Genomic DNA, 23927 nt, shown 5'->3' with positions numbered 1-23927 from the left:
GGCAGACCAGAGAGAAACGGGAAATGGCGACGATCAAGGATGTGGCAGCCATGGCGGGCGTGTCGTTTACGACCGTCTCGCACGTGGTGAACAATTCGCGGCCGGTGTCCGCGGATGTGCGTGCGAAGGTCGAGGGCGCAATCCGCGAGCTGAACTACGTGCCATCGGCCGTGGCGCGCTCGCTGAAGGCGCGCTCGACGGCGACCATCGGCCTCGTCGTGCCGAACAGCACGAATCCGTATTTTGCGGAGCTTGCGCGCGGCATCGAGGATCAGTGCGCGGCCAACGGCTATTGCGTGTTCTTCTGCAATTCGGACGACGACCCCGTCAAGCAGCGCAACTACCTGCGCGTGCTGCAGGAAAAGCGCATCGACGGGCTGATCGTCGCGTCGGCGGGCGAGGACGCGGTGCTGGCACAGACGCTCGCGGACGCGCATGCGCCGCTCGTCGTCGTCGATCGCAACATCGAGGGGCTTGCGGCCGATCTCGTGCAGATTGATCACGAACGCGGCGCGTACCTGGCGACCCGCCACCTGCTCGAACTCGGGCACGCGAAGATCGGCTGCATCACGGGGCCGACGGACACGGCCGTCAGCGCAATGCGCGTGCACGGCTTCATCCGCGCGATGGCCGAGCGCGGGATCGACATCGTGCCGGGCGCGATCGCGGAAAGCGATTTCTCGTGTCTCGGTGGCTATCACGCGGCGTCGCGGCTGTTCGAGTCGGTGCATCCGAGCGCGATTTTCGCGGGCAACGACCTGATGGGCGTCGGCGCGCTGCGTGCGGCGGCCGAGCGCGGCATGCGCGTGCCGGACGATTGCTCGATCATCGGCTTCGACGACATCGAATTCTCGCGTTACACGTATCCGGCGCTGTCGACGGTCGGCCAGTCGGTGCGCGCGCTCGGCGAAATGGCCGCGCAGACGCTGATCGAGCGGATCGGCGGCGGCTCGACGTCCGCGCCGAGCCGTCGTCGCGTCGTGTCGCCGCGCCTCGTGCTGCGCGAATCCACGTCGGTGTACCGCGAGCCGGCCGTACCCGGCACCCACGCATGACGGCGCGCGCAGCGGCGGCCGGCCGCGTGACGGTGGTCGGCAGCCTGAACATGGATCTCGTCGTGCGCTCGCCGCGGCTGCCGCTGCCGGGTGAAACGCTCGCCGGCCATGCGTATGCGCAGGCGGCGGGCGGCAAGGGCGGCAACCAGGCCGTCGCGGCCGCGCGGCTCGGTGCGCAGGTTGCGATGATCGGCTGCGTCGGCGCGGATGCGCACGGCGCGGCGTTGCGGGCCGGTCTCGAAGCGGAGGGCATCGACTGCACGGGGCTCGCGACCAGTGCGGCGGCGTCGACCGGCGTCGCGCTGATCGTCGTCGACGACGCGAGCCAGAATACGATCGTGATCGTTGCGGGCGGCAACGGCGACGTCACGCCCGATACGGTCGCGCGGCACGACGCTGCATTGGCTGCGACCGACGTGCTGATCTGCCAGCTCGAAACCCCGCCGGACGCCGTATTCGCGGCGCTGTCGGCCGGGCGGCGGCTCGGCCGCACGGTGGTGCTCAATCCGGCCCCGGCCGTCGCGCCGCTGCCGGACGGCTGGCTGCCGCTCGTCGATTACCTGATCCCGAACGAAGTCGAGGCCGCCGCATTGACCGGACTGCCGGTGCGCGATCCGGACGACGCGCAGGTCGCGGCGCGCGCGCTGCAGGCGGCCGGGGCGCGCAACGTGTTGATCACGCTCGGCGCACGCGGCGTGCTGGTGCTGACGGCCGACGGGACGGCGCGGCATTACCCGGCGCCGGTCGTGCAAGCGGTCGACACGACCGCGGCCGGTGATACTTTCATCGGCGGTTTTGCCGCGCGGCTGGCAGCCGGCCAGGACGTCGATAGCGCGATTCGCTTCGCGCAGCGCGCGGCGGCACTGTCGGTGACCCGCGCGGGTGCGCAGCCGTCGATTCCCACTCTCGCCGAACTGGGCGAATAAACCGGATTGCCTCCCTTGCGGCCGGCCGCCTGCAGCAGCAGGCGGCCGGCCGTTTCATTTCGAGCGTCGTCGCGCAAGCGGCGTTGGCCTCGTCTTCCTGCTCCGTGAATCGGCATTGAATCGCCCCCATTATTCAGGCATCTGTAATTATTGGAGTGATTGGTGAAAAAAGAGTGATCAATACCATCAAGTTGAGCGGCGCACGGTCGTAAATGCAGCGGGCGAAACACTGTTTCGAAAACGGGCCCGGCCCGTTCATGACGACGCAAAACAGGAAGGATGATGGTCTTCACAAACCTGACGATTCGTGCGCGCATCGGTTTGACGATGGCGTTTCTCGCCGTGCTGCTGGGGGTGATCGGCGTGCTCGGCCTGTACGGGATGACGCGCTCGAACGACTCGACGCGCGAAATTTTCACCGACCAGATGCCGAGCGCGGTCAATGTGGCCGTCGCGGAAATGTACGCGGCGCGCGAGCGGCTGGCGCTCGACCGCGCGGTGATGCTGGCCGGCACGCCCGACGCGGCGGCAGCGGTCGAGCGCAGCCGCAGCATGCGTACGCAGTCGGACGCATGGTGGCAGAAGTACCTTGCGCTGCCGCGCGGGCCGGAGGAGGACGGGCTCGCCCAGGACGTTGCCGCGAAGCGACGGGCGCTGCAGAGCGCGTGCGACGCGTTCGCGGGGATCGTCGGTTCGGACCAGCACGACCGGATCGGCGACGGCGCGAAACAGTTGCAGGTGCGCTACAACGAACTCGCGGTCGCGAGCGAAGCGCTACGCAGCTTCCAGTTCCGCGATGCGCAGACGAGCTTCAATCACGCGGAATCGGTGTACGAGATGCTGCGCGTGCTGTCGATCGTCGTGCTGGTCGCCGGTTTCGGCGCGGCGGCGTTGTCGTGGCTGACGCTCAGCCGTGCGATCGGCCGTCCGCTCGCGGATGCGCTCGCGCATTTCGACGCGATCGCCGCGGGCGACCTGCGACGCGCGATCGTCGTGCGCCGCCGCGACGAAATGGGCCAACTGCTCGAGGGCCTCGCGAAGATGCAGCACGGGCTCGTCGATACGGTGCGCACCGTCCGCGGCGGCAGCGAGTCGATCGCGACCGCGGCGCGGCAGATCGCGGCCGGCAATATCGACCTGTCGTCGCGCACGGAAGAGCAGGCGGCGGCGCTGCAGGAAACCGCATCGAGCATGGAGCAGCTGACCGGCACCGTGAAGCAGAACGCGGACAATGCACGGCAGGCAAGCTCGCTGGCCGCGAACGCATCCGACATTGCAAACAAGGGGAATACGGTCGTCGGCCAGGTGGTCGGTACGATGGGCGAGATCAACGACAGCTCCGCGAAGATCGCGGACATCATCGCGATCATCGAAGGGATCGCATTCCAGACCAACATCCTCGCACTGAACGCGGCCGTCGAGGCCGCACGCGCCGGCGAGGAAGGGCGCGGCTTCGCGGTGGTCGCCGGCGAAGTGCGCAGCCTCGCGCAGCGGTCGTCGAGCGCGGCCAAGGAGATCAAGGCGCTGATCGACGCATCGGTGGACCGCATCCGTATCGGCTCGACACTGGTCGACGAAGCGGGGCGCACGATGAGCGACGTGATCGGTGCGGTGCAGCGTGTGACGGACATCATGGGCGAGATCGCAGCGGCATCCGAGGAGCAGAGCGGCGGCATCGACCAGGTTGCGCGTGCGGTCGCGCAGATGGACGAGGTGACGCAACAGAACGCGGCGCTCGTCGAGGAGGCGGCTGCGGCGGCGCAATCGCTCGACGAACAGGCCGCGCGCCTGCGCCAGACGGTTTCGGTGTTCCGGATCGACGACGAAGCGGCGCGGCCGGCAGCGGTTGTCGCTGCCGCGCGTCACGCGCCGCGCACGATGCCTGCCCCTGTATCGACTGCGACACCCGCGCCGGCGCCGGCACGCGACGATCGCGATGCGCCGGCGAAGCGCACGGCAATTGCTCCGTCGGCTCGCAAACCCGTGACTGCGTCCGCGGCGCCCGCGCCGGTTGCAGCCACCGCCGGCGGCGACGACTGGGAGACGTTCTGATTCGCGTGCATCGCGCATCTATCCCCATTTGGTAGCGCACGACGCCCGCGGCATGCGGGCGTCGTCGTTTCGGCGACCGACAGAATGTGACAGCGCACGTGAACGATCGGGTATCGTCGCGCGTCGTATTTTTGTCGCCGTGCTGCGTACGGGTATCTCCGAGGATGTGAAAAAAATTTGTAACGGTGCGCGTCGCGCGTCATCGCACACGAGCGCTCGAACGTATAGGGATGAAGGGGAGTGTGAACGAAGAAGTGGAGGCGCCGCGACGACGACCGAAGCGTCCAACGCACGAGATGTTCCGATGCTCGACGAGACACCGCGGATGCAGTTTCTGCGGCTCGGGAGATTGATTGTAAAGCGTAGAAATGCATTGTCCAACCGGTGTTGTCGAGAATGACGAACTTCATACGAAGAGTTCGTGAAAAAAAATAAGAAAGGGTTTAGGATGAATTCGAACGCGCTTGCTTCTGCGCAGTCATACGAAGGCAAGCACGTCTTCAGACTCAGGCGAGGGAGGTAGCATGGATATTTACAGCAGCTTCGCGAACCGCTTCGAAAAAACGCGAGAGGAAGAGCTCTCGCTGGAGGAGTATCTCGCGCTCTGCAAGAACGATCCGTCAGCGTACGCCACGGCCGGCGAACGCATGCTGGCTGCAATCGGGGAACCAGAACAAATCGATACTCGCAACGAGCCGCGCCTGTCGCGGATCTTCGCGAACAAGGTTATCAAGGTCTATCCCGCGTTCCGTGAGTTCTACGGAATGGAGGAAGTGATCGAGCAGGTCGTGGCCTACTTCCGGCACGCTGCGCAAGGGCTCGAAGAGAAGAAGCAGATCCTCTACCTGCTCGGCCCGGTGGGCGGCGGCAAGTCGTCGATCGCCGAGCGCCTGAAGCAACTGATGGAGCGCGTGCCGTTCTATTCGCTGAAGGGTTCGCCCGTCAACGAATCGCCGCTCGGCCTGTTCGACTACGACGAGGACGGCCCGATCCTCGAAGAGCAATACGGCATTCCGCGCCGCTACCTGAAGAGCATCCTGAGTCCGTGGGCCGTCAAGCGCCTGCATGAATACAACGGCGACATCCGCCAGTTCCGCGTGGTGCGCCGCTATCCGTCGATCCTGCGGCAGGTCGGCATCGCGAAGACCGAGCCAGGCGACGAGAACAATCAGGACATCTCGTCACTCGTCGGCAAGGTCGACATCCGCAAGCTCGAACAGTACGCACAGGACGATGCCGACGCATACAGCTACTCCGGCGGCCTGTGCCTGGCGAACCAGGGCCTGCTCGAGTTCGTCGAAATGTTCAAGGCGCCGATCAAGGTGCTGCACCCGCTGCTGACCGCCACGCAGGAAGGCAACTTCAAGGGCACCGAAGGATTCGGCGCGATTCCGTTCGACGGCGTGATTCTCGCGCACTCGAACGAGTCGGAATGGAAGGCCTTCCGCAACAACCGCAACAACGAGGCACTGCTCGACCGGATCTTCGTCGTGAAGGTGCCGTACTGCCTGCGCGTGTCGGAAGAGACGAAGATCTACGAGAAGCTGATCCGCAATTCGTCGCTGGCCGAAGCCGTGTGCGCGCCGGGCACGCTGAAGATGATGTCGCAGTTCTCGGTGCTGTCGCGCCTGCACGAGCCGGAGAATTCGAGCCTGTTCTCGAAGATGCAGGTGTACGACGGCGAAAACCTGAAGGACACCGATCCGAAAGCGAAGTCGTACCAGGAGTATCGCGACTACGCGGGCGTGGACGAAGGGATGACGGGCGTGTCGACACGCTTCGCGTTCAAGATCCTGTCGCGCGTGTTCAACTTCGATTCGAGCGAGGTCGCGGCCAACCCGGTGCACCTGATGTACGTGCTCGAACAGCAGATCGAACGCGAGCAGTTCCCGCCGGAAACGGAGCAGAAATACCTGTCGTTCGTGAAGGACGTGCTCGCGTCGCGCTATGCGGAGTTCATCGGCAAGGAGATCCAGACGGCTTACCTCGAATCGTATTCGGAGTATGGGCAGAACATCTTCGATCGCTACGTCACGTATGCGGACTTCTGGATTCAGGATCAGGAATTCCGCGATCACGACACGGGCGAGAGCTTCGACCGCGCCGCACTGAATGCGGAGCTGGAGAAGATCGAGAAGCCGGCCGGGATCAGCAACCCGAAGGATTACCGCAACGAGATCGTGAACTTCGTGTTGCGTGCGCGGGCGGCCAACGCCGGCAAGAACCCCGTGTGGACGAGCTACGAGAAGTTGCGTGTCGTGATCGAGAAGAAGATGTTCTCGAATACCGAGGAACTGTTGCCGGTCATTTCGTTCAACGCGAAGGGTTCGGCAGAGGAGCAGCGCAAGCATGAGGACTTTGTGAACCGGATGGTCGCGAAGGGCTATACGCCGAAGCAGGTGAGGCTGCTTTGCGACTGGTACCTGCGCGTGCGCAAGTCGTCATGACGCGCGCGGTACCGCGCCCGTGCGGTTCGTCCGCGCGGGCGCCTTCAGAGGCGCCGCCCGCATGACGGCAGACGGCATGCGCGGCGAGTGCCCCGGCAGATCGACTTTCGAGCGGGAGACCGGGAGTGCTTCATCAAATCATCGACCGCAGGCTGGCCGGCAAGAACAAGAGCATCGCCAATCGCGAACGCTTTCTGCGTCGCGTCAAGAACTACATTCGTCGTGCCGTGTCCGACGCGGTGCGCGACCGTAGCATCAAGGATATCCAGAGCACGCAGAGCATCACGATCCCGCGCAAGGACATCGCGGAGCCGAATTTTCGGCACGCGCCGGGCGGGCGTCGCGAGTACGTGCATCCGGGCAACGAAGACTACGTCCGCGGCGACAAGATTCCGCGTCCGCAAGGCGGCTCGGGCGGCGGCGGCAGTCAGGCGAGCAACGAGGGCGAAGGGCAGGACGACTTCGTGTTCGAGCTGTCCCGCGACGAATTCATGCAGTATTTCTTCGACGATCTCGAACTGCCGCGCCTCGTGAAGACGCACCTGTTGACGGTGCCGAGCTGGAAGAACGTGCGCGCGGGCTGGTCGGCGGAAGGCACGCCGAACAACATCGACGTCGTGCGTTCGCTCAGAAGCGCGCTCGGCCGGCGCATCGCGCTCGGCTCGCCGCTCGTCAACGAGCTGCGCGAACTCGAGGCGCAACTCGAGACGCTGAAGAACGACACCGAGGACCGTCGCACCGAAATCGCGGCGCTCGAAGCCGAGATCCATCACCTGAAAGGGCGCATCTGGCGGATTCCGTTCATTGATCCGTTCGACCTGCGCTACATCAATCGCGTGAAGCAGCCGCAGCCGTCGAGTCAGGCCGTGATGTTCTGCCTGATGGACGTGTCGGGCTCGATGGACGAGCAGCGCAAGGATCTCGCGAAGCGCTTCTTCATCCTGCTGTACCTGTTCCTGAAGCGCAACTACGAGCGCATCGAGGTCGTGTTCATCCGTCACCATACGCGTGCCGAGGAAGTCGACGAGGACACCTTCTTCCATTCGACCGAAAGCGGCGGCACGGTGGTGTCGAGCGCGCTCGAGCTGATGCGCAAGGTGATGAACGAGCGCTACTCGCCGACGGAGTGGAATATCTACGGCGCGCAGGCGTCGGACGGCGACAACTGGACCGACGATTCGCCGAAGTGTCGCAAAATGCTGGAAGAGGATATCCTCACCAAGACGCGCTACTTCGCGTATATCCAGGTCGCACCGGAAGAGCAGAACCTGTGGCTGGAGTACGCGCAACTGGCGCTGTCGCAACCGCATCTCGCGATGAAAAAGGTCGAATCGGCTGCCGACATTTACCCGGTGTTTCGCGAATTGTTCGAAAAACAGGTGGAAATGTCATGACGACTCGCCACCTGCACAACGAGTCGCGCGGCTATGCGCCGCGCCCTTCCGGCGACGACACGACCGGCCCTGCCGCATCGCAGCAAAGCGGCCGGACCGACGCGTCGGCGCCGGCCGCCGACTTGCCCGGAGCCGGGCGAAAGGAAGCGCGTATGAACGTTGCCGAACGCAAGCCGCTGCCGTGCCCGTCCGACTGGACGTTCGAACTGCTCGAGGAATACGACACGCACATCGCGCAGGTCGCCGAGCAATACGAGCTCGACATCTATCCGATCCAGCTCGAACTGATCAGCGCCGAGCAGATGATGGACGCGTACGCGTCGGTCGGGATGCCGGTCAACTACCGTCACTGGTCGTTCGGCAAACACTTCCTCGCGACCGAGAAGAGCTATCGCCGCGGCCAGATGGGCCTCGCGTACGAAATCGTCATCAATTCGAATCCGTGCATCGCGTATCTGATGGAAGAGAACACGATGACGATGCAGGCGCTCGTCATCGCGCACGCGGCGTACGGACACAACTCGTTCTTCAAGGGCAACTACCTGTTCCGGCTGTGGACCGACGCGCACGCGATCGTCGACTATCTCGTGTACGCGAAGAACTACGTCGCCGAATGCGAGGAACGCTACGGGCTCGATCGCGTCGAGGAATTGCTCGATTCGTGCCACGCGCTGATGAACTACGGCGTCGACCGCTACAAGCGGCCGCAGAAGCCGTCGCTGTCGAAGGAAGCCGCGCTGCGGCGCGAACGCGAGGCGTATCTGCAGTCGCAGGTCAACGAGCTGTGGCGCACGCTGCCGGGCAAGAAGCCCGAGCAGATGGAGGAGCAGGAAGAGCGCTACCCGCCGGAGCCGCAGGAGAACCTGCTGTATTTCGCGGAGAAGAACGCGCCGCTGCTCGAGCCGTGGGAGCGGGAAGTGATCCGCATCGTGCGCAAGATCGGCCAGTACTTCTATCCGCAGCGGCAGACACAGGTGATGAACGAAGGCTGGGCAACGTTCTGGCACTACACGCTGCTGAACACGCTCTACAACCAGGGCAAGCTGGAAGACGGCTTCATGATGGAGTTCCTCCATTCGCACAGCAATGTGGTCTACCAGCCGCCTGTCACCAAGCCGTATTACAGCGGGATCAATCCGTATGCGCTCGGCTTCTCGATGATGAGCGACATCCGGCGGATCTGCGAGTCGCCGACGGAAGAGGACTACAAGTGGTTTCCGGAGATCGCGGGCACGCCGTGGCTGCCGGCGATGCACTACGCGATGCGCAACTTCAAGGACGAGAGCTTCATCGCGCAGTATCTGTCGCCGAACCTGATTCGCGAGATGCGGCTCTTCTCGGTGCTCGACGATGACATGCGCGATTCGCTCGAGGTGTCGGCGATCCACGACGAATCCGGCTACCAGTACGTGCGGCAGGCGCTGTCGCGGCAGTACGACATCCATCACCGCGAACCGAACATCCAGGTGTGGGCGGTCAACACGCGCGGCGACCGCAGTCTCACGCTGCGTCACTTCATGACCGACAACCGCCATCTATCGAACGACAGCGACGAAGTGCTCAAGCACATGGCGCGGCTCTGGCAGTTCGACGTGTTCCTGGAAAGCGTCGACGAGGCCGGCACCGTGCGCAAGCGCTACGAGTGCCGCTACGTGCCGCCGGAGGTGCACGTCTGAGCGTCGATCGAACATTGTTTGCATGAAACGCCAGCCTGAGGGCTGGCGTTTTCATATGACGAGCGCGCGACGAGAGAAAAATTTTCTACATCCGGACGAACCCGGAGAGCCTGTTACTTTACATTTCGCTAAAATCCCGTAGCGCCGTGCGCCGGAACCGGTGCCACGTGCGACCGCACGCGGCGGCCCCCAGCCGTCTCGCCCAGAAAGCACTAAAAGGAACAGACCAACCCATGGACGTCCAGACCGACCAAGCTGCGCTGTCCGCGCATGACACCCGGCGGCGCGTGTTCGCCATCGTCGGCGCCTCATCGGGCAACCTCGTCGAGTGGTTCGACTTCTATATCTACTCGTTCTGCGCGCTGTATTTCGCACCGGCATTCTTCCCGAGCGGCAATACGACGACGCAGCTGCTGAACACGGCCGGCGTGTTCGCGGCGGGCTTCCTGATGCGTCCGATCGGCGGCTGGCTGTTCGGCCGCATCGCCGACCGGCACGGGCGCCGCGCGGCGATGATGATCTCGGTGCTGATGATGTGCGGCGGCTCGCTCGTGATCGCGGTGCTGCCGACCTATGCGCAGATCGGCGCGCTCGCACCGGCGCTGCTGCTGGTCGCACGCCTGTTCCAGGGCCTGTCGGTGGGCGGCGAATACGGCACGAGCGCAACCTACATGAGCGAGGTCGCGCTGAAGGGGCGGCGCGGCTTCTTCGCGTCGTTCCAGTACGTGACGCTGATCGGCGGCCAGCTGTGCGCGCTGCTGGTGCTCGTGATCCTGCAGCAGACGCTGTCGCATGACGAACTGAAGGCGTGGGGCTGGCGCATTCCGTTCGTCTGCGGTGCGGCGGCCGCGCTGATCTCGCTGTACCTGCGCAAGTCGCTCGACGAAACGTCGACGAGCGCATCGCGCGACAAGAAGGACGCCGGCACGATCCGCGGCGTGTGGCAGCACAAAGGGGCGTTCTTCACGGTGGTCGGCTTCACGGCCGGCGGCTCGCTGATCTTCTACACGTTCACGACGTACATGCAGAAGTACCTGGTGAACACGGCCGGCATGCATGCGAAGACGGCCAGCAACGTGATGACCGTCGCGCTGCTCGTCTACATGCTGATGCAGCCGGTGTTCGGCGCGCTGTCCGACAAGATCGGCCGCCGCACGTCGATGATCCTGTTCGGCTCGTTGGCGGTGATCGGCACGGTGCCGCTGATGCATACGCTGAAGACGGTGACGAGCCCGGTGTCTGCGTTCGTGCTGATCACGATCGCGCTGGCGATCGTCAGCTTCTACACGTCGATCAGCGGCCTGATCAAGGCCGAGATGTTCCCGCCGGAGGTGCGCGCGATGGGTGTCGGCCTGTCGTATGCGGTCGCGAACGCGATCTTCGGCGGCTCGGCCGAGTACGTTGCGCTGTGGTTCAAGTCGATCGGTAGCGAGGAAACCTTCTACTGGTACGTGACGGTGCTGTGCGCGATTTCGCTGATCGTGTCGTGGCGGATGCGCGATCCGAGCAAGGAAGGGTATCTGCGTCACGAACCGTGATCGCGTGATCGATCGGGCAGCCCGGCCGATGTGGCCGGGTCGTCCGCTGCGGCATGCAGCACGGCAGTACGCAGCACGTAATACGACGGCGCGCCGCCACACAGGCAGCGCGCCGTTTTTTCATCCGGCGCGGGATCGCATCCACACGTGCAAGCGCATCGCGGCGCGCGCGATATCGTTATCGAAATCGCTTCGTTGTCCGCCGCGGCCGATGCGCTTATTCTGAACCCGTAGTTCGTGTGACACCTCCTTGACTGGGATTCTCGCCCGCTGCGTGCAGCGGGCGTCTTTTTTGGTGGCCGGAATCGGCGTGCCCGCGACCTGCACGCCTCATCACGAATGCCGCAGAGCAAAGCACCATTTGTTGGTTCGGATTCGCCGCACGCGCTGATACGTTAGCGGCTTCGCGACAACACACTGCGTCGCGATGTTCCTCGAACCCGCCGCCGCGCGATCCGCGGCGGCCTTCATAACAAATCAGGTCGTGCTCATGAAATTCCACACTCTCGCTACGTGGCTCGTCGGGGCAGCACTCGTGACGGCCGGCACGGTCGCGCATGCGGACCGGCTCGACGACATCAAGAAGGCCGGCGTGCTACGCGTCGCGACGTTCGACAGCAATCCGCCGTTCGGCTATGTCGACGGCAAGAGCAATCACATCGTCGGCCTCGACATCGACTATGCGAAGGCGCTGGCCGACAAGCTCGGCGTGAAGCTTCAGCTTCAGCCGACCAACCCGGCGAACCGCATTCCGTTCCTGACCTCCGGCAAGGTCGATCTGGTGCTCGCGAACTTCACGATCACCGACGAACGCGCGAAGCAGGTCGACTTCAGCATTCCGTATTTCTCGTCGGGCCAGCAGTTCCTCGCGAAGAAGGGCGTGCTGAAATCGGCCGACCAGTTGAACGGCCTGCGCGTCGGTGCGGACAAGGGCACGACGAACGAAATCACGCTGCGCGAGAAATTCCCGAAGGCGACGATCGTCGCGTACGACGACACGCCGTTCGCATTCGCCGCGCTGCGCGCGGGCAACGTGCAGGCGATCACGCAGGACGGACCGAAGCTGATCGGCCTGCTCGCGAACGTGCCCGACAAGCAGAACTACGAGATCCCGGCGTTCACGATTTCGAACGACTACATGGGCGTCGGCGTGCCGAAGGGCGAGACGCGCCTGCTCGGCTTCGTGAACGACACGCTCAAGGGGCTCGAGGCAAACGGCCGTGCGACGCAGATCTACGACGCGTGGTTCGGGCCGACGACGAAGACGCCGCTCACGCGCATCTTCCGTATCGGCGACAAGACCTGAGCCGAGCGCGACGTGCGCCGCGTTCCGCCGCCGGCCGTGCCCGTGTGCGCGGTTCGCGGCGTTTTCCGTTTCCATCCGTCTTTTCTTGTCGCGCGTCCTGCGCGCGCATCACAGCATGCTCGGGTTGGCTCCCAAATATCTGTCCTGGCTCTGGCAGGGCTTTCTGCTCACGCTGGGTCTCGCGGCCGCGTCGGCTGTTGCCGCGACCGTCGGCGGGCTGTTGCTCGCGGTGATGCGGCATGCGCGCGGCAACGCGCCGCGCTGGCTGGCGACCGGTTGCGTCATCGCGTTTCGCAATACGCCGCTGCTCGTGCAACTGCTGTTCTGGTATTTCGGCGTCGCGTCGCTGCTGCCCGACACGTGGACCGCGTGGCTGAACGCGCGGCATGAGGTGAGCATGGGGCCGCTCACGCTCGCATGGCCGTCGTTCGAATTCGTCGCGGGCTGGATCGGACTGAGTGCGTATACGGCCGCGTTCGTCGCCGAGGAGTGCGAAGCGGGCCTGCGCGGCGTGCGCCGTGCGCAGCACGACGCGGCCGCGGCGCTCGGCCTCAAGCCGCTGCAGTCGCTGCGCTACGTGGTGCTGCCGCAGGCCGTGCGCATCGCGCTGCCGCCGCTGTTCGGTCAATACATGAATCTCGTGAAGAATTCGTCGCTCGCGATGGCGATCGGCGTCGCCGAGCTGTCGTACGCATCGCGGCAGGTCGAGACGGAAACGTTCAAGACGTTTGCCGCGTTTGGCGTCGCGACCGTGCTGTACGTCGCCGCAGTCGCCGCGATCGAGGCCGGCGCATACGCGGCCACGCAATGGCGCGACCGGCTCGGGGCGGGGCGCTGACGATGGATGTCTCGCTGCTGCTCTCCAACCTGCCGTACCTGCTCGTCGGTGCGTTTCCGGACGGCCCGCTCGGCGGCGCCGCGCTGTCGCTCGTGCTGGCGATCGCGTCGGCGCTTGCGTCGGCCGTGCTCGGCGTGGCGCTTGGTGTCGCGATGGCGCTCGCGCGCGGCCCGGCACGCGTGCTGTTGCTCGCGTTCATCGGCTTCTTTCGCGCGATTCCGGTGCTGATGCTGATCTTCTGGACGTACTTCCTGATGCCGATGCTGCTGCACATGGACGTGCCGGGGCTCGCGACGGTCGTCTGCGCGCTGGCACTCATCGGCGGTGCGTATCTCGCGCACGCGGTGCATGCGGGCATCGTCGCGGCCGGCGACGGGCAGTGGCAGGCCGGGCTGTCGCTCGGGCTCACGCGCTGGCAGACGGTGCGCTACGTGCTGCTGCCGCAGGCGATCCGGATCATGACGCCGTCATTCGTCAACCAGTGGGTCGCGCTCGTGAAGGACACGTCGCTCGCGTATATCGTCGGCGTGCCGGAACTGTCGTTCGTCGCGACGCAGGTGAACAACCGGCTGATGATCTACCCGGCGCCGATCTTCCTGTTCGTCGCGGTGATCTATCTGGTGCTGTGCACGTCGCTCGACGGTGCGGCGCGCTGGCTGCTGACGCGTCGTCCGCGCGCGGAGCGCGTTGCGCAGGCGACGACCGAGCGCACGGAACCGGCGCGGTGACGGCGTGCCGCACTCGGGCACGCATGCTCGATGCGCGCGGCAGCTTCCCGGTCGTGATGGTCTGCGGACATCCGCAGCATGCCGTGCCGCCGCTGCACGAGCGGCGGCGGGCGAGTCAGCGCATCAGGACGCGCTGTAGTGGGTGTTGAAGACGGCACACGGAAAGATCCATATCGCCCGCTCAGCCCCGTAAATTATAGGTTGTTCCGTGAAACGTTTATCCGGCAACGGTTTTGTGGATAATAGTTAGGAATACTGTTGGTATTGACGGTTCACTGCGGGTTGCTAAAGTTCGTGGGTAGGCGTAACTTTTTGGTGCCGACAAGAAAAGTCACGCCGGAGACTCCACGCCATGCGATTCGACACCCGCACCGCCAAGCAAATGCTGCCTGGCAGCCACCTCACGTTCGACGACTTCCCCGGCCTGCGCCTGCAGGCGAGCGCTACGCGTCGCAGCTGGATCTACCGGTACAAGTCACCCGTAGACGGGGTGATGCGGCAGGTAAAGCTAGGCGAGTGGCCGGCCATGTCATATGCGGCAGCTATATCGGCGTGGGAGCAGGCGCGGGCCAAGCGCGCCGCTGGCGAGGATATGCGCCATGCACGGCGGGAGGCACGGAAAGCAGGGCAAGGAGGCGGGGGCGACGATGGCACCTATACGGTGCGCCAGCTCTGTCTCGACTTCTTGTCGGGGTACATCGACAAGAACCGGGCGCCGGCCGGCGCTGCCGCTGTCCGCCGTCGGGTTATGGCGAAGATAGCCCCCATCGCAAATGTGGCGCCCATCGGCGTGACCCGTAAGCAAGCGTTCGACCTGCTCGCTGGCTTGTCGTCCACACCGGTCTATGCATCGAGCCTACGCAACGAACTGGGCGCCGCGTGGGATTACGCGCTCGATGCTGGCCGGATACCCGAGACGACGCCCAACTGGTGGCGGACGGTCATGAAAGGGAAGCTGCAGAGCAAGGGTAAGAGGGTGGCGGGAAAACAGGTTGTTGCGAAGCGCGTGCTCAGCCAGGATGAAATTGCCACGTTGGTAAAGTGGCTGCCGAACTATCGTGATGAAGTTAGGGACGTGCTCACGATGTACCTGTGGACTGCGCTCCGTGGCGCCGAGCTGGTCGCAATGGAAGGGCAGCACGTGACTGCCGAATCAGACGGCCTATGGTGGACGATCCCGAAGGAGATGACGAAGAACCGGCGGCGTAAGGCGGCCACCGACCACCGAGTCCCATTGGTCGGTCGAGCTGAAGCGATTGTACGTGTCCGCATGAAGCAGTACGGCAAGGGGTATTTGTTCCCGCATCAGGGCCCCGACGCGGAAGGCCCACATATTACCCAGCGAGATGTCCAACAGGCAGCGTGGGAACGCCAACCGTATTCGGGCCGGCGGCCGGCGGAGGGGCAGGTTCCAGTGACGCACTGGGCGCCGCACGATCTCCGCCGGACGGCACGCACTCAGCTTGCAGCGTTGGGGTGCCCGAGGGAGGTAGGTGAGGCGATCGTTGGGCACATGCTTCCGGGCGTCGAGGGCATCTACAACCGTCATACTTATGACGCCGAGAAGCGCGTGTGGCTCACGCGCCTTGCAGATCACCTGGAGTTGCTGGCCCGCTCGGCGGCAGCATAGCGGACACGGGCCGGCCTTCGGCCCATTCCTCCAGTTCGCGCACGAGCCACGCCACGCGCCGGCCGGACAGCTCGCGCGGCGCCGGCAGGTTCTTCTCGCGCACCAGCTTCTTGACGGTCGACTCCGACAGCGACAGCGCCGCGGCCACGCCGGGCAGGTCGAGGTAGATGGGCTTCATGCTGCCTCCGCGAGACGGTACGTCTTGTTGAGCCGATTGTAGCCGATCGGTGTGCCGGGCTTGACGTGGCCGTCGTGCATCAACGACGTCAGCGCGCAGCGGATCTTCACGCGCGAGTGGCCGATCTGCTTGCGGATGTCCTCGATCGTGAAGTGGCGATCGGGGGTGGCGGTCATCATCTTGACGATGGATTGTTGAAGCGGGCGCATGTTAGGACTCCCGAGCAAATTCGACGAGCTGAAGATCGCCTTTCAGATAAAGAGGGTGTGCGGGCTGGCCCGAACCGTTGATCTTGATGGCCCACAGGCGCCGCCGTGCTCGGAGCCGTTCCACGACCATAGCCGCGTAAGGTACGAGCCCCTTCTGGAGATTGCCCCACGCGCAAACCACGCGATCGACGTCGGCGCGGAACGCCTCTATACGAAGCGAAGTGACAGACTGGCGCAGCTCATCGGCGCTGGCAGTCCGTAGCCACGCGTACATCTCGTCAGGGCTCGCCGTGCGGTACGCAATCAGGTTCACGATACGCAATCCCCCATAGCCCCACGCCTTCGCAAAGGCAACACAGCGGCGTACCGTCGGATCGTCGGACATGCCGTCAGCTGTGGATGGGTTGAGCATCACGAACAGCACGACCGGGCGCGACTCGTCCCAGTTGCGTTCGAGCACCATGCGGAAGCGCTTATCGGCGCTTTCTTGGCAGGACATCAGCATAGGTCCAGCTCCAGCTGTTCAGGGCACCACGTGTTGCCCTTTGCGTTGTTCGGGCCGGCCGGGATGGCGCGCAGGTTCCAGTGGACGTGCAGCCCACACACGCGCGGATGGTTGAGCGGCACGATGTGGTCGACTTCGTGGAACACGCCCGTCTCGAACGTGAGGCGCGCGGCCTCGTCGTAGACGGTACGGATGGCGCGCATATCGGCCCACGGTGGGGTCGCCACGATGCGCTGGATGATCCACTTGCGCTGCCAGGTGCGGGGCAGGGTGTCGATCGCGCCGGCGAGGATCCGCTCCCGGACGCGGCGGCAGGCCCGCGCGCCGAATGTGTTCTTGCGCCGCGGGTGCCAATCGGAAAAAGAAAGCTGGATCATGGCGCGGCCTACACCTGATCCATGCAGCACAGCTCGTCGAGCGCCACGTCGAGCGCGCGAGCCAGCGAGATGAGCGGGCGGTAGTTCGGCAGCGCCTCACCGCGCTCGTACCGGGAAAGCTGGCTGCCTGCGATGTCGGCCCGCTCCGCGAGGTATTCCCGCGTCCAGCCCTTTTCCTCGCGCAGCTCGCGCAGCTGCGAACCGAACGTCTTTTGCGTGCTCATGATGTCGTCTCCAATACTTCGGAATCCTGAATAAAATTGCCAACAAAATCGGCGTCCCCTGGCAGACGCTGAGAGCCGTCCGCGCGGTACCAACATGCCGGGCTGCCCATGCGGTGCGGCGGCCGGCTCGCGGTGTAGTTGTTGCCCCACTGGTAGCCGCCGCACGTACAGAGCGTGTGCTTGCCGCGGTCGACCGCCATGTTGGGGATGATGCGAAACTTCGTGCCCTTGCACCCGACGCACTTGCGCGGCGTCTTGTAGTCGTCGGGGTGCTTGGCGAACACGTAGCGCAGCTTGCACTTCTCCCGGCTGCAGCGGACGTTGTAGCTGCGGCTCATCGTGGCACTCCGGCGCGCACCACGCAGGGGTTGATCGGTGTCACGGCATAGCGGGGGGAGCTTTCCACGCCGTCGAGTTCGAGCGTCAGGATCAACTTCATGCCTTTCTGCTTCAGGCTGATGTGCTTGGCCTCGAAAGTCGGTGGCTCCCGCCACCTCAGTGCGAGAAGGGCGCGGGCGAACTGGATGTAGCCCCACGATTTAAGGAAGCCGTCGAAGCCGCCCGGCATGCTGTTCCAGACCGCGGTGATCTGCTCGTCCGTCAACAGCCGAGTGTCGACCTGCGCGGGCGGGGCGGCCGGTGCGACGTAGAGCTTCGCCCCGCCGGCAGGCGGCGACAGCCATTCGACGCTGAAATCATCGCCGTTCGGGGCGGCCCGATGAACGATGCCTACCGCCTCTTGCCCCGCTGCCGCTGCGGGCTGCGATGCTGCCGCGCGGTACGCATCCATAAGCGCAATACGCGCCTTTGCCCGCTCGTCATGAGTTCCGTCCTTTTGCGCGCACTGGTATGCGTCTATAAGCTCGCAGAAATCAGCCAAACCAAACGCCGCCCGCTCGTCTGCCGGCGCTGCCGCTGCATTTGCGGAGGGAGGCGTAGGGACAGCGCCGAGCATGGCGCGATGTGCGAGCGTCCACGACGCTGCATAGGACACGTTTGAGGTTGGTGCGGCAGTCCACGCCGCGATCATTTCCTCGGTCGGCTCGATCGGCACCAGCTTCCACCCATCCGGCACCGCTCCCGCCACCTCAGTGCGAGGGGCACGGGACAGGGCGATCGAGAACGGCTGAACCGACGACGCCGATGCGCTGCCGTCGCGAAGTGCCTGCTGCTTTTGGGCGTCGGAGATAACGCGGCCGTCGTCGGTCATCCATGCATCCGCCCCATTGCCCGTGCCTTCGCGCGGGGCGGAGGGCACTGCGAGCACATCGCGGACAAACGAAATCAGCTCGCTTTCGCTGAAGTCGTAGTGCGTGACCTCGGCCATCTTGGGCGAATATGCGCGATGAGCGGCTTTGCTCAAAATCTGCGGGTCTGTGGGCGCTGCTTCGTGCTGCTCGACAGGGCGCGGAGGCAGCGTCAGGACCGTGCCGACCGGAAAGTAATCGCATGCCGTGTGATCGCTGAATTCCGGGTTGAGCGCGATGATGCTGCGCCACTGGTCCTCGTTGCCACATTGGCGAAGTGCGATGCCCGCCACCGATTCGCCCGGCTGAGTGGTATGCGTGCGCGGCCGCTCGACAGGGGATGCGGCGTGTAGGTCGCGGATTGCTGCCGCGCATCGCCGCATCGAGTCGGTGCCGATCTTCTGGATATAGCTGCCCCGTCCGGTTGCTGGCCCGAGGCGTTCATTGGCGCTCGCCAGCCGGTCACAAACCGTTGCAGCTTCGGTCAGCGCATCAGCGCGGCTCTTGTGGCTGTCCATCATGATCTCCTTGGATAAGTCCGGCGTTCCCTGGCTTTCCGCTGTCTGATTTCAGCGCCCGCGGTTTGCGCATCCTGCTGCCCTGAGAAAGATCCGGCGGGGGGCAGCAGTTAGCGAGCCAGGGCTAGGTGCCGCGGTGCCGGCCGCGGCGAAGGATAGGGCGCCCCGCGAAATACATTAGGATTCCTGAGTTTTACTCGCAACCGAAAGCCACTGCGAGGGGCGGTCATCACCTTCCGGGTAAGTGCGGATATAGGTTAGCAGCATCACGATGTTGCACAGGAAGTGCCCGCGGTGCGGCAGTCCCGACTCCTTGTCGTTTTCCTCGCCGGCGAGAATGCCGTACACGAGGTGCCGCGCGGCGCAGGCGATCGGCGCGCTCCACGGCATGCCCTTGGCCCAGTTCCACGCAGCGTACTTGCGCTTGCCGTACTCGAACACGGCCGCGCACTCGTCCCACGCCGGGCCGACTGCGTCGATCGCCTGTTGCAGGCACATCGCGCCGCCACCTTCCTGGAACTCGGCTAGACCGAGCAGCGCGTCGAGGACGCGGCCGTCGTGGATGCAGGCGCCACGCATGTGGTCGTGGATCAGCCGCAGCGGGATCAGGTCCAGCGCAGGCTTGCCGGCATTAAACCGAGCGCCAGAGCCCTTGGCGTCCGACGTGACGTCGCCGAGGCCGGCAATTGGGACCGGGCCGCCCGGCGCGTAGGGAATGACCGTTTCGTACGGCGTGACCTGCACTTCGCGGGCGATCTGATCGAATTGTTCTAATTGGTCGAATTGCCTGCGCTGTTCGGCCTCGCGCCGCTCCTTTTGGATCTGCGCTCCGATCTGCGAGATCGTGTTCGGGATATTGATAGTCATGCTGCTTTACCTCCGGTGATGGGCACGACGTTGCTCGCCCCCTGCGCGACTGCAGGCGGCACCTGCGGGGTGGCAAGACCGTCAAGTTTCGTGGCGTCGATCTTCCAGCATTGAGATTGGCCGACAGCGTGGACAGTGCCCGCGCCGAGGCAGAAGCGATCTCCTTGCAAGACGATGCCGGCAGCTTTCAGCTTGGATTTCAGCGTGCGAGCCGACAGGTTCCGTACGGCGAAGTATTCGTCGGCTGCGCGCGCCGCGACGTAAATGACTTTAGCGTCCAGGTCGCGGTGAATGATCAGCTTGTCGTACGGCGTCACCACCACGTTGGCGAGGTTCGATGCATGTGGTGATGATACGGCGATCGTGCCTCGCAGGTTGGCGTTCAGGAACTCCACCAGATGCTCAACCGGCGTCAGGCGCGCCGACTTGACGGCGGCGCGCTGCGCGGTAATCTGAGCGGTCATCCACTGATAGTCAGCCCTGGGTGAGAAAGGCAACAGCCCGAGCCGCTCAGCGATCGCGGCCCCAAGGCACGCCGCAGCTACGGCGGCGGCCCAGAATCGTTCTGCGGACGCGTCCGGCGCCGCGAGATCGCGGTCGACCTTCTTAAGAAACGCGGTGTACTCGACCATGACCACCGCGTAGTGCTTGCACACATACGACATCAGCGCCGCGCCCACATGCCCGTGGTGCTCAGCCAGCGCGCGCAGGAAGTTGTCCGCATCGGTCTTCGCTTGCGCGCTCGTGTCTGGCAGCGTGAACTCAATGCCCAGGTGGCGCTTCAGGTGAGCGTCAGAATCCTTACCTTCGGCAGTCTGCCGCGAGATCTCGTCCACGTTGGATGACGCCAGTACGATCGTCTCCCAGTGATCGCGGATCTTCGACAGCGTACCGTCCTGCTTGAGTCGCTGTTTGCCAGTGCCCTGCGGGACTTCGAGCAGAAATTCACCGACCTCCTTCGGGTTGCGTTCGGTGATGTCATCCCACAGGAACGGCAGCGAATGGGTGATGCCGAGCTGGCGGCGCAATCCATTGACGGTCGAGCCATTGGCGTTGCCGTTCATCACCAACGCGTCCGGCGTGCCCCAGATCGAGCTGCACGCCTTCAGGCAGGTGGTCTTGCCGCGTCCTGACTCGCCGACTGCCGAGATCATGATGCCCTTGTGGCCGCTCATGTGGAGCAGCGGGGCGCCGAGCGCACAGTAGATGAAGAAGCGGTGCGCCTCGTAGCCCGGCCGCGCGTAGAACTGCATCGCACGCTTCCACCCATCGAGCGTACCGGATTGGGTCATGCCGCCTTTCGTCACCTGTTCGACATTGGCGCTCACGTTATGTTGTGTCACGGTGCCATCGGCATGGACTGCGCGCGTGCCGAGCACAAACGCGTCTCGGTCGTCGTGCCAGCCAAGACGTTCGTAGATGCGCTCGCGGCCTTGCTCGCTGGCGAGCTTCTGGAGGTATGCGCCCATGTACCGCTGGGTCAGCTTCGGTTGATCGTCCACCAAGATAATCCCCTGAGAAAAGAGCAGCTTTGCCAGCGCGCGCGAATCAGCAAAGAGTCCGCTTGGCACCGAGAAATCGCATGCGGTGGCCGGCTTGCCGGGCTCCAGCGGCAGGTGCGCTCGCCAGCGGCTTGCCTCATCCACCTCGTTGTCCAGGCCGTTCTGTCGGCCGATGGACAGGGGGTACAGGTCGTACGGTGAAACCTCGACGAATACCGGCGTGCCGTCCTGGTTCTCCGTCTCGAACACAACCGCGCCACTCGGACTCCGCGTGTAACCCTTCGGAGGGTTGGGCAGCTTGATCTGCACCGGCGCGACGCCGGCGGCAGGAACTACGGTCACGACGGGGGCCGGCGCCTCGACCACGATGCGGCCGAGCTGCGCGGGCGACGTGATCTTCTGCCAGTGCGGGCAGGCTTCACATTGGCTCGGATTGTGCTGGTGGAAGTGCGTGCAGGCTGTCGGCCCCGCGCGCCAGTTGTCCAGCTTGTGCAGCGTCGCCTGCACGCTGAACTCCGGGTGTCCGTCCGACACAGCGCGCCATGCCGGCTCGGCCGGCTCGCAGAACTTGACGATGCCCAGCGCCGCGCGCCAGAGCTGTTCGCCGACGTCGCGGCCACGCGCGGCGACCTGAGCCTGCAGCTGCGCGCAGTGGAACACGATGCGGTCGAAGTGCAGCGGATCGTTCGTCGCCCCCAGGTTGTCCGCGTCGTCCCACACCCCACTGGCGGCCGAGCCGGCAAGCGGAGCGCGCGCCGGCGCGCTGATGCTGTGCTGTGCGCCGTACTGCGACACGCACCGCGCGAAATCCTCGAAGGCGATGGCCGGCGCATCAGCCAGCATCTTGACGGCCGCGCCGCGCCGCACGTTGAAGCTGCCGAACGCGCGCAGCACGCGTGCCTGGTCGGCGGGCACGGAGCGGTCCACGCGGAACTTCTCGTGCACGCAGATATTCTTGAACTGATCGGCGACCGGCCGCCAGTCGGCGGTGGGCACCTCGCGCGCGAGCGGCCAGTAGGCGTGAATCCCGCCGCCGCTGTCGATGATCATCGGCTGAGGCAGGCCGATCTGCAGCACGAAGGTGCGCAGCTCGGCGATCGCCTGTTCCTTCGAGGCGAACTTGAGCGGGTCCGCGGCGTCGACGTCCAGGTCGAGAAAGAACGACTTCACGGACTGGGCGTTCGACTGCGTGCGCGTGCGCCACTTGCCAAACGTGCCGTCCGGGTTCTTGAAATGCTCGTCCCAGTATTTGTCCTTGGCGTACGTGGCGACCGCGAAGTACGCAGCCTCTTGCCTGAACGTCAGGTCGTTGATGCGCGCCACGGCCGCGTCGATCGACGGGTGGCTCATGTTGTTCCACCCGTGCGTCACCGGCGTGGCCGTGAAGATCACGCCGGTGGACGGGAGGATGCGTTCGAGGAATTGCCGCGCATTCATAGGGAGCCTTGGTGGTCAGTGGGAGCAGGCAAGCGGGGCGGGGGCGAACCCCCGCCCGAGCGCTTACGCGTCCCAGCCGACCATCAGGTCGGCGAGCCCAGCCGGCACACCTGCCTCCACGGTGGCCGCAGCGGCTGCCGGGGACGCTTGCGCGGCCGAAGCAGCGGGCGCCGGTGCCTCTGCTGCCAGGGTATCGTCGACCGAGCCGAACCCACCATCGTCGTCCTGCGCCGCTGCGGCAGCAGCTGCGGCAGCATCGGAGGCAGCTTTCGCGGCAGCAGCGGCCGCTTCTTCCTTGGCCTTCTTGGCAGCTGCCTTCGCTGCCTTGTCCGCCGCGGCCTTGGCTGCCTTGTCGGCTTCGACCTTCGCTGCGGCGGCAGCTGCTGCCTGCGCCGCAGCTGCGCCGTCGTCCTGCGCCGCGCCTGCTGCCTGCTCGACGCCTTCGGCCGGGATACCGGGCTGACCCGCGACGCCGTCGTCACCCGCGCCGTTCAGGATCTTGGCGATCTCGTCGCTCGCATCCACGCGGCGCAGCTTCGCGGCAGTGGCTTCGTCCTCGTTCAGCCAGCGAGCGGCCGAGAACAGCAGCTTCGGATACGGCTTGTCCAGGTCGAACTTCACACGCGTTTCCACGGCAGCCGTGTTCTTCGCCCCGCGAGCGCGCAGCAGGTCGAGGTACTGGTCCCACGCGTACCAGCCCTGCGCTTCGTGCGGGTTGTTCTTGTCCCATACCGACGTCTGGGCGATACGCAGCAGCAGCACCGGGTGGGTCTTGATCGCGTTCGTACCGGCCGGCACGACGGCAAGGCGCTTGTTCGCCGAGCACAGCGTCGTCTGCTTGCCGCTATCGGAGATTTTCGATCCCTTGACAGCGTTCGGGCAGCTCGCGCAGGTGGCGGCGATCGGGTTCTCGATGCCGGCGTCCGGCTTCACGCCGTCCATGCTGGCGCAACGCGGCGACTTGTTTTCGCCATCCACGAAGTCGCCTTCGTAGTACGCGCGCGAACGGCTCTTGTTGTGGTCGAGCACGACGAGGCCGACGATCGGCACCGGCTCGGTGTCGCCGTCGGCGTTCTTGCGCGTCAGCTTCGTTTCCTCACCGTCGACGATGCGGCGCCACACCTTGCCCTTGTACGAGAGCTGGTTGATGGTGACGCGCGGCGCGATGTTGCTGTCGGCGTCGAACAGCGCGGCGACGTGGGCCGGGACTTCCATTACGCCAGTGGCGGCGAAGGGGATGATGTTGGACATGGTGAATCTCCTTGGTGAGACG

General features: G+C 64.9%; 21 protein-coding genes. 11 read left to right on the top strand and 10 right to left on the bottom strand.

Going from position 1 to position 23927, the window contains the following annotated elements:
- Nucleotides 1-23: 23 nt before the first annotated feature.
- From BX604_RS36965 to BX604_RS36910, 11 genes are all read left to right on the top strand, one after another.
- Nucleotides 24-1055 (top strand): LacI family DNA-binding transcriptional regulator, encoded by a 1032-nt coding sequence (locus tag BX604_RS36965; RefSeq protein ID WP_098556846.1) that lies wholly within the window; start codon nt 24-26, stop codon nt 1053-1055.
- Nucleotides 1052-1981, top strand: a complete 930-nt coding sequence (gene rbsK / locus BX604_RS36960; RefSeq protein WP_098556844.1) for a ribokinase — start codon at nt 1052-1054, stop codon at nt 1979-1981. The genes BX604_RS36965 and rbsK overlap by 4 nt, the downstream gene beginning before the upstream one ends.
- A 282-nt stretch (nt 1982-2263) precedes the next feature.
- Nucleotides 2264-4033: a methyl-accepting chemotaxis protein gene (locus tag BX604_RS36955; protein WP_098557145.1), complete on the top strand. Its 1770-nt coding sequence runs from the start codon at nt 2264-2266 to the stop codon at nt 4031-4033.
- A 524-nt stretch (nt 4034-4557) separates the two neighbouring features.
- Nucleotides 4558-6480, top strand: coding sequence for a PrkA family serine protein kinase (locus BX604_RS36945; RefSeq protein ID WP_098556840.1), 1923 nt, complete (start codon nt 4558-4560; stop codon nt 6478-6480).
- A 125-nt stretch (nt 6481-6605) separates the two neighbouring features.
- Complete coding sequence (locus BX604_RS36940) at nt 6606-7874, top strand: YeaH/YhbH family protein (RefSeq protein ID WP_098556838.1); 1269 nt, start codon at nt 6606-6608, stop codon at nt 7872-7874.
- Complete coding sequence (locus BX604_RS36935; protein ID WP_098556836.1) at nt 7871-9550, top strand: SpoVR family protein; 1680 nt, start codon at nt 7871-7873, stop codon at nt 9548-9550. The genes BX604_RS36940 and BX604_RS36935 overlap by 4 nt, the downstream gene beginning before the upstream one ends.
- Nucleotides 9551-9783: 233 nt before the next feature.
- Complete coding sequence (locus BX604_RS36930; protein WP_098556834.1) at nt 9784-11088, top strand: MFS family transporter; 1305 nt, start codon at nt 9784-9786, stop codon at nt 11086-11088.
- A 490-nt stretch (nt 11089-11578) separates the two neighbouring features.
- Nucleotides 11579-12394 (top strand): ABC transporter substrate-binding protein, encoded by an 816-nt coding sequence (locus BX604_RS36925; RefSeq protein ID WP_098557142.1) that lies wholly within the window; start codon nt 11579-11581, stop codon nt 12392-12394.
- Between the two features lie 115 nt (nt 12395-12509).
- Nucleotides 12510-13232, top strand: coding sequence for an amino acid ABC transporter permease (locus BX604_RS36920; protein ID WP_098557137.1), 723 nt, complete (start codon nt 12510-12512; stop codon nt 13230-13232).
- A gap of 2 nt (nt 13233-13234) precedes the next feature.
- Nucleotides 13235-13960 (top strand): amino acid ABC transporter permease, encoded by a 726-nt coding sequence (locus BX604_RS36915; protein WP_098557139.1) that lies wholly within the window; start codon nt 13235-13237, stop codon nt 13958-13960.
- A 352-nt stretch (nt 13961-14312) separates the two neighbouring features.
- The gene (locus BX604_RS36910; protein ID WP_098556832.1) at nt 14313-15590 is read left to right on the top strand and encodes a tyrosine-type recombinase/integrase; all 1278 of its coding nucleotides are present in this window, start codon (nt 14313-14315) and stop codon (nt 15588-15590) included.
- Here the strand turns inward: BX604_RS36910 and BX604_RS36905 are convergent.
- From BX604_RS36905 to BX604_RS36865, 10 genes are all read right to left on the bottom strand, one after another.
- Nucleotides 15538-15768 (bottom strand): helix-turn-helix transcriptional regulator, encoded by a 231-nt coding sequence (locus BX604_RS36905; RefSeq protein WP_098556830.1) that lies wholly within the window; start codon nt 15766-15768, stop codon nt 15538-15540. The genes BX604_RS36910 and BX604_RS36905 overlap by 53 nt on opposite strands.
- Nucleotides 15765-15977 (bottom strand): hypothetical protein, encoded by a 213-nt coding sequence (locus tag BX604_RS36900; RefSeq protein ID WP_098556828.1) that lies wholly within the window; start codon nt 15975-15977, stop codon nt 15765-15767. The genes BX604_RS36905 and BX604_RS36900 overlap by 4 nt, the downstream gene beginning before the upstream one ends.
- Before the next feature lies 1 nt (nt 15978).
- Nucleotides 15979-16482 (bottom strand): DUF1643 domain-containing protein, encoded by a 504-nt coding sequence (locus tag BX604_RS36895; RefSeq protein ID WP_098556826.1) that lies wholly within the window; start codon nt 16480-16482, stop codon nt 15979-15981.
- Entirely contained in the window at nt 16476-16859 is a 384-nt protein-coding gene (locus BX604_RS36890; protein ID WP_098556824.1) for a hypothetical protein, read from the bottom strand. Before BX604_RS36890 ends, BX604_RS36895 begins: the two co-directional genes overlap by 7 nt.
- Nucleotides 16860-16867: 8 nt before the next feature.
- Nucleotides 16868-17083 carry a helix-turn-helix domain-containing protein gene (locus BX604_RS36885; RefSeq protein ID WP_179894963.1) on the bottom strand — a complete coding sequence of 72 codons (216 nt, stop codon included), beginning with the start codon at nt 17081-17083 and terminating at the stop codon, nt 16868-16870.
- Nucleotides 17080-17421, bottom strand: coding sequence for a hypothetical protein (locus BX604_RS39300; protein WP_179894962.1), 342 nt, complete (start codon nt 17419-17421; stop codon nt 17080-17082). The genes BX604_RS36885 and BX604_RS39300 overlap by 4 nt, the downstream gene beginning before the upstream one ends.
- On the bottom strand, nt 17418-18848 hold the full coding sequence (locus BX604_RS36880; RefSeq protein ID WP_143748203.1) for a hypothetical protein: 1431 nt from the start codon (nt 18846-18848) through the stop codon (nt 17418-17420). The genes BX604_RS39300 and BX604_RS36880 overlap by 4 nt, the downstream gene beginning before the upstream one ends.
- Before the next feature lie 177 nt (nt 18849-19025).
- Nucleotides 19026-19715, bottom strand: coding sequence for a dATP/dGTP diphosphohydrolase domain-containing protein (locus BX604_RS36875; protein ID WP_098556818.1), 690 nt, complete (start codon nt 19713-19715; stop codon nt 19026-19028).
- Nucleotides 19712-22654: a DUF927 domain-containing protein gene (locus BX604_RS36870; protein WP_098556815.1), complete on the bottom strand. Its 2943-nt coding sequence runs from the start codon at nt 22652-22654 to the stop codon at nt 19712-19714. Before BX604_RS36870 ends, BX604_RS36875 begins: the two co-directional genes overlap by 4 nt.
- Before the next feature lie 63 nt (nt 22655-22717).
- Entirely contained in the window at nt 22718-23905 is a 1188-nt protein-coding gene (locus BX604_RS36865) for a hypothetical protein (RefSeq protein ID WP_143748202.1), read from the bottom strand.
- Nucleotides 23906-23927: the final 22 nt, after the last annotated feature.

Origin of the sequence: Burkholderia sp. JKS000303, from assembly GCF_002563755.1 — a bacterium.
GTDB classification, from domain to species: Bacteria; Pseudomonadota; Gammaproteobacteria; order Burkholderiales; family Burkholderiaceae; genus Burkholderia; species Burkholderia anthina_B.
This window is presented reverse-complemented; position numbering and strand designations above follow the sequence as displayed.